Annotated in this window: 4 protein-coding genes and 2 pseudogenes; all 6 read right to left on the bottom strand. The window is 58.5% G+C overall.

The window, feature by feature from the left end; genetic code table 11:
* Positions 1-356, bottom strand: a pseudogene (locus YUO_RS0135795) (hypothetical protein); the annotation flags it as partial.
* A 922-nt stretch (positions 357-1278) separates the two neighbouring features.
* A complete protein-coding gene (locus YUO_RS45685) occupies positions 1279-1803 on the bottom strand; it encodes a hypothetical protein (protein ID WP_156908920.1) in 525 nt (174 codons plus the stop codon).
* Between the two features lie 680 nt (positions 1804-2483).
* Positions 2484-3755, bottom strand: coding sequence for a diaminobutyrate--2-oxoglutarate transaminase (gene ectB / locus YUO_RS0135785; protein ID WP_028351464.1), 1272 nt, complete (start codon positions 3753-3755; stop codon positions 2484-2486).
* A gap of 233 nt (positions 3756-3988) precedes the next feature.
* Positions 3989-4273: pseudogene (locus YUO_RS42980) on the bottom strand (site-specific integrase); the annotation flags it as partial.
* A gap of 532 nt (positions 4274-4805) precedes the next feature.
* The gene (locus tag YUO_RS46805; RefSeq protein WP_198028165.1) at positions 4806-7631 is read right to left on the bottom strand and encodes an amino acid adenylation domain-containing protein; all 2826 of its coding nucleotides are present in this window, start codon (positions 7629-7631) and stop codon (positions 4806-4808) included.
* 1076 nt (positions 7632-8707) lie between these two features.
* A complete protein-coding gene (locus YUO_RS0135760) occupies positions 8708-10546 on the bottom strand; it encodes an ABC transporter ATP-binding protein (protein WP_028351460.1) in 1839 nt (612 codons plus the stop codon).
* Between the last annotated feature and the right edge of the window lie 53 nt (positions 10547-10599).

Below are 10599 nucleotides of genomic sequence, written 5' to 3'. Positions count from 1 at the left end.
GGTGGCAGGATCGACGGCGAGAACCGGATGCGGTCGGGATCGGTGGCGTCCGCCTCGCGATCGCGCACACGTGGTTGGCGCACAGCGACCGGACCGATACCNGTCNTCACCTCGCGCTCCGGCAGGTGACCGTGGCGGACGACGCGCTGGTAGCCATCCGCGGTCTTCAAATCGGCATGCTTGCCGAGAAAGTCCGCGACCTCGGCCTCGACCGCCTGGGCGAGAAGGGCTCGTGCCCCGCGACGCAGGACTTCTGTGAGTTGATCGGCGACGTTTCCTGGCTGAATCAGCTTGATGATGTTATCCTTGGATACGGCATATCGCTCCTTCGGTGGAGAAGTGGAGGCGTCAAGCACCCCCACGATATGCCGCCTTTCCGATTCCCACCGTCACCAACTTTCGGCGATAGCTCCCGCCCTCGATTTGTCGTGATTTGTGAGCCTGGCGCTACTGCACAAGTTTGGCAAAGCCGCTCATGATATCAAGATATCCCAGAACTAGGTCGCACATTGCTTGGGCAACAATTACAGACTCAGGTGGAGGTGGCGTTTTGCTCTCTCTCGATCCAATCGATCCGAGGGCGACAGTTAAGAATCTATGTGTCGATGCCCTTAAGCATGTAAGTCATGTGCGCCGCTGAGATCGACCTCGCGCCATCAGCGAGGCCTCGATGAAGAGCGTCAGGCCGAAGGCTGCTCTGTCGAGCCGCCGGCTCGATAGGGAGGACGCAATGCCGAAGCAAAGTTCCATGGCCCGGAAACGCTCGAACGACACTCCTCAGGTCTCTCAGGGTTTCGACCACCGATCCAAAGGCTAGGAGATAACGCTGCACTTCACCGCGGCTGAACCTGGAATAAGATGTGAATAGGATTAGCTGTCCCCCGCGCCGAATCGTTAACATTCGTTTTGCGTGAACAACTCCCAACGCACGGCTCGGCCAGTCCGTATCTCCCGGAGCGCGGTGCCACCGACGCCGCTGGTAGGGACACCTCCTTTGTGGCCGCAATAAGCCTCTTCCGGATTCGGCATTGCCGCGGAATGTGATCATGCCGTAGATGCACCCATGGGCACCGATGCATTTGATCCTGAGCCGCACAGCGATCCAGTGAGGAGCAATCGTACTGGCTTCGACGGTCGTGGTTGGAATGAGGAATTTGCGCCGCATTATTCTCGACGAGGCCGCCCTGTCGAGGACGCGGTATGCGGCCAAGCAAAGGCTCGCCGACTATCCCCGATCAGCGCCGAATTCTTGCCAAGATTGCGTGGCTGCACCCAACGTTAAGTACCGCCTGGTCGTGCCGGCGAAGATGATGGGGCTAAGAGTAGATCGGTTCTATCGTGATGCTCAACCTCGCTCCTCAACTCCTCGCCGGTTATCCAAACTAGCCAATCGTCGTCCACAATATCCTCTTCTACCAGCTGTAGTATCGACCCGCCGGGTTCATGATGCGTTATTTCGTAGACGCCCTTCTCCAGTGTCCAACGCGCGACAAGTCCACATACGAAGTCAGGGGCCCACATCGCAAAAGACACACCGCGCGCTATTCCTCCGATGACCTTGGCCATACTCTGTCCTCTAAAGTCTCCGCGGATCCAAGTATCCCCGTGGTAAGCTATTTTCCCGGTCATCTTCTTCGCACTTGGTGCTGCGCAAGTACAACGGTCCTGAGGATGTGCATGTATGGCTGGATTAGCGTAAAACGCCTTGAGGGATTGAAGATGCTCTGCAAAGTTGCTGTGCGAAAGATCATACAGTCGAGCAGCCTGTAGAAGCGCAACCTCCTTCTTTTTGTCAACGCCCACGATCCAATACCCCTCGCCTGATTTAATTGGTGAGCGATCGGGCCGGAAATTGGGATATGTCGGTCGCTTTGTTGGGGTGGCCCGTGTGATCGAGACATACTCTTGAAAATCGAATCCTATCGAAAGCTTGATTCCTCTTTGGGCTGCGGCTGCGTCATATACTTGAAGGAGGCGCGAGACGTGCAACGGATTAACTCCGCTTTTCATCGCTGCACCTTGTCCTCTCGTCCCAGCCTATTCCGGCGAGTTACTAATTCATGGTACATCATTAGTGACGGACCGAGACAACTACGTACTCTGGTGAGCAAATTTGTGTCCGACATTCGAGTGAAGCGGAGGCTGACGCCGATCAGCATTCAAACGGCGGCAGAGTGTTCTTGAGCGGTAGCCGGTCGATGGGGAAATACGCGCATCCGGGAGCTTATGGCCGAGCGGTGTCGCCTCGGGTCCACGTCGGCAAGTCCTGCTGCGGCGGGAGGAAATGGACTGCAAGAGAACTCAGCGCGTCGATCCCGAGGATACGCTCGCCGAGAGGCTTCGGCCCGGTTGCAAGCGGGCCGTCGGCTCGAGAGTGCAATCGGCTGAGCAACCCGGACCAACTCCGCCGACCACGCGATGTTCCCCGGCGCGCCGTCGCGCCATCATTGCCGACTCTGGCCTCGTCTGGATGACCAGTGCTGTCAGGTCGCTGCGACCCTGGCCTGTTTCATTGTCTCGGCTAGAGATACTGCGAATATGTCAATGCCTTGATTTAATGTCTCAAGATCGATCGTGAGCGCAGGCAAAAATTTTACGACCTGATCAATGGGTCCGCATCGTTCGATAATCAATCCCTTCTCAAATGCCTTGCGTGTCGTCGCCTCTGCGATTTCGGCGATTTGGCAATCAAACCCCAGCGCCATGCCCCTTCCACGAACAGCAAAACTGTTTCCATGCTCGGATGCAATGGCATTAAGCCGACGGCGCATAAGCTCTCCCATGCGCTGCACTCCTTGTGAGAAAGTCCGGCTGCGCCAATAAATGTTTATAGCTGCAGTAGCAGATACAAGCGCAAGGTTGTTTCCTCGAAACGTGGCTGTGTGTTCTCCTGGCCGCCAGGCGTCGCGTTCCTCTTTGATCAACAGCATTGACAGTGGCAGGCCGTAACCACTTAGCGACTTCGACATTACGACAATATCGGGCGACAACCCTGCGAACTCGAAACTAAAGAATTCTCCTGTACGACCGCAACCCATTTGGATATCATCAACTATGAAAAGGGCATCAACATCTTTTGCTACGGCCTGAACTGATCGCAACCATTCCTTGCCAGCTACATTTATTCCCCCTTCCCCCTGCACAGTTTCGACGAGAATGGCAGCTGGAGAATCGATGCCACTGCTTTCGTCCAGCAATACCTTCCGCAGGTAGTCAGCCGTATCAACAGCTGGCCCAAGATAGCCATCATAGGGCATGAAGGTCGCGCCGGACAAAGACACGCCGCTGGCTGTGCGAAAAAGACGACGACCGGTCACGGCCGTCGCTCCCAAACTCAGGCCGTGATATCCATGCGTGAATGAGATGACATTTTGACGTCCTGTGATTTTGCGTGAGAGCTTTAAAGCTGCCTCAACGGCATTTGCACCTGTTGGCCCCGTGAACTGAAAACGATAGTGCTGCAGACCCCGCTCCCGAAGTATGACAGAGTCGAAGATCTCCATGAATTCGCGCTTCGCAGGAGTGGCCATGTCGAGCCCGTGGATTACGGCATCCGACACCAGATACTCCGCAATAGCAGCTTTGATCTCATGATTGTTGTGGCCGTAGTTCAGCGTTCCGGCACCAGAGAGGAAGTCAATGACCTCTCGGCCACAATCCGTTAACATAATGGAGCCGCGCGCTCGACTGAAAACAGCCGGAAGCGAACGTGAGTACAAGCGGACGTTCGATTCTAAGGCTTCGAAAGCTCGCATGTTAGTTGGCTCGCCAATCACCTCACCCATAGTCGTCTCCTTTTGCAAGTAAGAGATTCATGAACAAGCAGGCTTTTGTCAGATTGCGCGAACTGTGGACATAGCGACCGGACGTGCGCGTCTAAGCGTCATTGCATGACGCGTTTTTCCTAAGAACGGCCCCATGTACTTACCTGAGAACTGAAAAATAACGAACCTACTAAGGCTAGCAGTAGCCCTGAGGGAATCGGCGCTGCTACCGCAATCAGCGCAAATGCCTCCGTCTGCCCGAGTGTGACGCCGTAGAAGAACCGCAGGGCGCAGGCCACCTGATTGATGTGCGACCGCGAACGCTTTTGGCTGATGAGATGCAGTTGGTAGGCGCGGACCTGCTCGAAACTCAACCGGTCCGGGGCGTAGCCGAAATGGCGGCTAAACTTTGCGATCGCATAGATGTAGGATTGTTGAGTCGACGGCGACAGATTGCGGACTGTCATGTCCTCGATCATGCGCTGCCGAAGAGGGCTCATCGTAGCCATCTGGGTCTCCTGTCTTGAGAGGGGTGGTGCGAAGACCAACATCCTCTCAGACAGGACACCTCAGTTCAGCAGGCTTGCCCCCACTCCCGCGTAGCGGGTTCGTTCAATCGGCATCGACCGAGATCAAATCGGTACACCCGGGCGAGATCATCGGAATCCGCACATAGGAGCCCGACAAGATCGATATGGCGATCTCGCGGAACTCAGCAGCAGGAACGCGCGGATCAGCCAAACCAGACTCTCGAATAGAATCGGACTATCCAGCACTGCGATCGCGCGCCCGGCGTTGGTCGCGTTCGCGCCGGCTTTCGACAACAACGACCAGTAGCGCGAGTCCTGCGCCATCCGGACGGAGTTCCCCGTACATTGTCCGAGATTGCAGAAGCGCTGAACGGGCAGTTGCACACGCCGATCCAGCGGTGAAGAGTGGGGAAGGCGTTCGGCATGCACCACCGCGTCGCGTACCGACGGGTGCTCAGTGCAGCCGCGCCACGACCTCACCGGGTTCGATCTGGAAGCCGCGGATCTTCACCTAGTCGCCGTTGCGGCCCAAACACTCCAGATTGCCGTCCGGCAGATAGCGCGCAAGGTCGCCGGTCCGGTACATCCGCGCCCCCGCCTCACCGCTGAACGGATCGGCCAAAAAACGCTCCGCGGTCAGCTCGGGACGGTTCAGATAGCCACGGGCGACCCCCGCGCCACCAATGTAAAGCTCCCCCACGGCCCCAAACGGAACGGGTTCACCACGACAATCAAGCAAGTAAATCTGCGTGTTCGCGATCGGTCGGCCGACGGGAGGCAATTGCGGCCAACATGCTGGGTTCGCCCCGAGACGATGCTCCGTGACAATGTGGGTTTCTGTGGGCCCATACTGATTGATCAACCTCGCCCGCGGGTGCAATTCGAAGAACGACCTTAGCATTGGAGTGACCCGCAATTGCTCACCCGCTGTGTAGATCTCCCTCAGAGAGGGCAGCAGCACTCCCTCAGCGCCCCAGACCTCCGCAAAATGGTTCAACGCTACGAACGGGAGGAAAAGCCGCTCAATCGCCTCACGCCACACAAATTCCAGCAAGGCGGAGAAGTCCGCACGGGTCTCTTCCTGCACGAGCACGAGCAGCCCGCCGTCCCTCCAGCAACTGAACAATTCCTGGAGCGACACGTCGAAATTCAGGGTCGTGAACTGAAGTGTACGTCGTTTGGGCGTGCCAAGCTCCGGTGAGGACCAGAGCAAATTCATCAGCGAGCCGTGGGACATTTCGACGCCTTTGGGCGTGCCTGATGATTCCGAGGTGTAGATCACATAGGCGAGATGGCGCGAGGTCAGACCGAGCGCGCGCGCATCCGGATTCGACGCCGGCAGATTTGCCCAAGGCGGTGTCGCCGTCGCGAGATCGACCACCGTCACATCGACGCCCACATCGCCCAGCGCGGCGCGTCCCGCCGCATCGGCTAGCACCAGCTGCGGCACCGCATCCTCAAGAACCTGCCGCAGCCGCGCGGACGGATAAGCCGGATCGAGCGGCAGATATGCGCCCCCTGCCTTCTGGATCGCGAGCAGCCCCACCACCATCGCAACGCTGCGCTGAAGGCAGATCGCGACCGGCTGATCCGGCCTCACCCCGAGCGCGATCAGATGATGTGCGAGCCGGTTCGCGTGCGCATTGAGATCGCCATAGCTTAAGTGCTCGCCCGCATAGGTCACCGCCATCGCATCCGGCGCCTGGCGCACCTGCGCCTCAAACAGCTCATAGATGCACCGCTCCGACGGATAGGGCGCCGCTGTCCGGTTCAGCTCCTCCAAGACGTATGCGCGCTCCTCGGACGACAGCAGCTCAACCCGAGCGACCGGCTGTTGCGCATCGGCTATCACAGCACACAACAAGTTTTGCAAGTGCTGCGTCATACGATCGATCCGCTTGGGCGCCAAGCGACTGGCATCAAAGTGCCACCGAAAGCTCCCATCCAGAGCGCAAACCTCAAACGCCAGCAAATCACCGGATAGGGCCGTCTCAGAACTCGGGCTCGAAGCTAGATTACCAGCGGCAGAACAGCAATTTGCGGTCACCGTCACGCCAATCGGCCAGGGTCGGCGCGATTGTAGCGCCTCCTTGCCCCGCAAGGTTGGAGAGCGCGCGATAAGATCCCACGGAAAAGTACCGTGCTCCTTCAGATCCGCGCATTCGGCCGCGACCGCCCTGCGTAATCCTGCAAAATCACGACCGAGGTCGATCGTCATTTGCATCGGCACGACAGGGGCGACAAGCACCTCCACCGCCCTCATCGCGCCTCGCGATCCATTCGTTGCGGGAGTCCACCCCAATTGAAGGTCTGATTCTACCGTAATGCGGGCGAGATAGATCAGCCAAGCACTCAGCAAGTACTCAGTGCGATCAGCTGGCGACAACTCGGCCCCAAAGCACTTGGAATGAGCCAGGAACTCGACTGCCATCTGGGCGAAGCCGCAGTTTCCGACATGCGCAACAGTTGCGCTCCGCGCCTCCTCATCGCTCAAAATCGGGAGGCGATCGCCTACATTCAGACCGGACTGCCTCGCGAGTGTCCGTGCATCCAGAGTCTGACCGTCTGAGCTGCCAAACCAAACATCAACATCCTCTGTCTCTGTCGCCACACGCCAGTGGCTGAGGAGGATTTCAACCAGGGTCCCTGCCGGCAGGCCGCAGCGTCCAGCAGATACCTCCAAGCGCCTGACTGCGACAACATCATCGCTCAGGTGCGCCTTGGGCAGACACAACGGATTGAAATGATACGGCCCATAGTCTAAGGCGCGTGTGATCGCTGAGAGATCTTGCGCGGATCGATTCCATTGCAGACAGCCCGCAGCATCCGGGCATCGACGCCTCGGAAACACACTTCCATCCACTAGCGCCTGCGGACCAGCATGGAGCTCTCCATTCGTTAAGTCAGCGAGAAGCTCTCGGAAAGCTTCGACAGCGGCTTCATGACATTTGAGGTTCAGGGTCAACGCCGTATCGGTTGACGCAATAGAAACTTGGCGCTCAACCACCAACTCACCCGGATTAATACCATCATTGATACGATGCCACGCGACGTCATAGTCGGTCTCTTGGGTCAGCCGCGCCCACGACATCGAATGAGCTCCCACATATCGTGGCAACGGACCGTCTTGATAAATGAAAGCGCCTTCACGGACTCGGGCAAACACATCCGGTGGCAATATGAATGGATTTCCGACGGAGAATATCCACTCTACCGGATCGGCATTCATCAACGCCGAGAGCTCTTCAACATTCTCTACGCACAAGACATTGGCGCGAGCAGCCCAATCCCGGAATATGGCGTCGGCACACAGCGCCGCGCAGACGACATGACCCATCTTACTTACTAGCTGAGCACATCTGATAGCTAGCGTACCACTACCAACAAAGATGCTGGAGCGAATTGATGCGGCTGCAGGTAGTTGCCCATCCCAATCGCCCGATTTGCAAGCGTCTGCGAGCACCGAAGCAGACCAATGTGCCATGTTCAGCTACTCCATGCTGTAGGTTGGGGAGTTCTCGCAGTATGTGCCGCACCACATCGCGACTTAATCCGGCCACACTGGTTTGCATTCGCTCGGGAGTAACCGGGTTGAATGCTAATCAAAGCCGGCCATTGAGAGGTATCCAGCGCGATCAACGACAGCGGAACCCGTGATGGAAGCGGCAAAGTTTCACTTAACGAAGCCGCACTCAACAGTGCAGCCCCATGTTGTGGTCGAGCAAGCTTCATCTGTCTCCGTAGGCGGGCAGCTGCGGGACCGCCATGATCGCAACAGATCCTTCACCGTGTCCCAGCAATCAGCGTGCCACCAAAAGGTTGAGCAGGCCCCGCTTGAAGAGGCAAAAATCCATGCTCTTCACTCCGGGGCCGAGAATACTTAAGCGTTAGTGTTGAGTTGCGGACATAACGCCCTCAACTGGACATGGCTGAACACGACAATGCAGGCCGTCAAATGACGAAGGTGACCTCTTGAGGCGAACTCGCACGCTTGCTTAAGGATGATGCCAAAAGGATGACGAGGTCCCTTCTTTAACCTGATGACAAGCTCGTCTTGAAAAAGTCTCTCGTAATCAGTGCCTGAACACCAGATCCGCCGCTCAAGTCCTTATCCAATTGGCACAATTCAAGGTCGCCAGACGGATCTTGGGTAATTCGCTATCCCGAAACAGTCGCACAAAAATCGAAAGCAGCTTTGGCACGGTGAGCGAATAGCTTCTGTTCGCTTTCGTCATAATACTCGCCCCAAAAAAGGCCCAGAATCTCCGATTGTCCTTCCGACAACCGCCCTATTCCCGCTTTAGAGACGCTCGCCCTCCAAGACAATCCTACACCTTCGCGATGAATTTCGATTGCGATGTCGGAGGGCTGACCGGCGCGATGCCAATCAGCTACAGCCAAAGGCAAATAGCGCTAAGGCTGCGAGGACACGGCCAGCCATTCTTTAGTCTGGCCTGCCGCCGAGATCTGACCGAACTCGATGGCCTGCCGCTCGAACAGTCCGCGATAAACGCCGCCCGGCCGCGCGATCAGCGCGGCGTGGGTGCCCTGCTCGACGATCTCGCCACGGTCGAACACCAGGATGCGATCGAGGCTGCGCACCGTCGACAGTCGGTGTGCGATCACGATCGAGGTGCGTCCCTTCATCAGCCGCTCCATCGCCTGCTGGATCAGCGCCTCCGATTCCGAATCGAGGCTGGAGGTCGCCTCGTCCAGGATCAGGACCGGTGCGTCCGCAAGGAACGCGCGCGCCAGCGCGACACGCTGCCGCTCGCCGCCCGACAGCTTTACGCCGCGCTCGCCCACCAGCGTGCCGTAGCCCTTCGGCAGGTGCAGGATGAAGTCATGCGCATTGGCGAGCCGCGCCGCCTGCTCGATTGCCGTCATGCTGGCGCCTGGCCGGCCATAGGCGATGTTCTCCGCCAGCGAGCGGTGAAACAGGATCGGTTCCTGCTGCACGATCGCGATCTGGCTGCGCAGCGACTGCTGCGTCGCTTTCGCGACATCCCGGCCGTCGATCAGGATGCGGCCGCCGGAGACGTCGTAGAGCCGCTGCACCAGCTTGACGAAGGTGGTTTTGCCGGAGCCGGAGCGGCCGACTAGGCCGACCCGTTCGCCAGCGCGGATGTCGATCGACAATCCGTCATAGAGCGGCGCGCGATGGCCGCCATAAAGGAAAGTCACGTCCTCGAACGTGATCCTTCCGCCCTGAATGTCGATCGGTTTGGCGCCGGGCGCATCGACAATGCCGATCGGCTCGCCGTAAATGGTGACAAGCTCCTCCATGTCGTTCACCGAACGCTGCAGATTGTTGATGTGAATACCGACGTCACGCAAATAGGCGTGGATGATATAGTAGCTCGTCAGCACGTAGGTGACGTCGCCCGGCGAGGCGCGCCCGGCGATCCACAGCAGAATAGCGCCGCCGATCACGGATGCGCGAAGGCACAAGAGCACTACGAGCTGCACTGTGTTGGTGGCGTTGTGGCGCAGCAAGCTGCGCCGCGCCCGCGCCCGCCAGCGGCTGATGACACCGTTAAGCCGCGCATCCTCAAGCGCTTCCGCGCCGAAGGATTTCACCACTGCGTTGCAGGTGAGCGCGTCCGCCAGCGTGCCGCCAACCTTCGTGTCCCAGGCATTGGAGACACGCGCCGCCGGTGCGATGTAGCCGCTCGTAAATGCCGTCGTCATCGCGACATAGATCACCGCGCCGAGGCCGATCACGCCGCCGAGCACGGGCCAATGCAGACCGAGCAGGATCATCGAGCCCACGAGCACCGCCAGCGACGGCAACAATATCATCAGGATCGTGTTGTTGAGGAGGTCGAGCGCCCACATGCCGCGCGTGATCTTGCGCACGGTCGAGCCGGCGAAAGAGTTGGCGTGCCAGTCGGTCGAGAACCGCTGCACCCGCATGAAAGCCTCGCGTGCCACGTCCGACATTGTCGTCAGCGTGAAGGGCGCGATCGCCTGCAGGCCGATAAGACGCAGGATGATCGACAGCGGACCAAGCGCGACGATGCCGCCGAACGCGACGAACGCCGCATGTCGCGCCGCTTGGTCGGACGGACCTGATTTCAGCGCGTCCACCAAATGGCCGGAGTAGACCGGCATGAACAGGTCGGCCACCGTTGCACCTAAGAAGCCGACGAGGACGATCGCGACGCGGACGGGCTGCTTCAGCCAGTGACGGAACACGAACGGGATCACCACGCCGATCGCGGTGGGTCGCTTGTCATTTTGAACGATCATGGCGCCAGCGGTTTCTGCCGCACGCGGCGTAAGATCCTTTCGATCCAGACGCG

Origin of the sequence: Bradyrhizobium murdochi, assembly GCF_000472965.1 — a bacterium.
In the GTDB taxonomy this organism is placed as follows: Bacteria; Pseudomonadota; Alphaproteobacteria; order Rhizobiales; family Xanthobacteraceae; genus Bradyrhizobium; species Bradyrhizobium murdochi.
The sequence above is the reverse complement of the archived record's forward strand: the minus strand, read 5'-3'. Positions and strand labels throughout refer to the sequence as shown.

Coding starts and splice junctions, on each gene's coding strand:
- ectB (WP_028351464.1), bottom strand. CDS start 3,755: ATGCGAGCTTTCGAAGCCTTAGAATCGAACGTCCGCTTGTACTCACGT.
- YUO_RS46805 (WP_198028165.1), bottom strand. CDS start 7,631: ATGGGTCATGTCGTCTGCGCGGCGCTGTGTGCCGACGCCATATTCCGG.
- YUO_RS0135760 (WP_028351460.1), bottom strand. CDS start 10,546: ATGATCGTTCAAAATGACAAGCGACCCACCGCGATCGGCGTGGTGATC.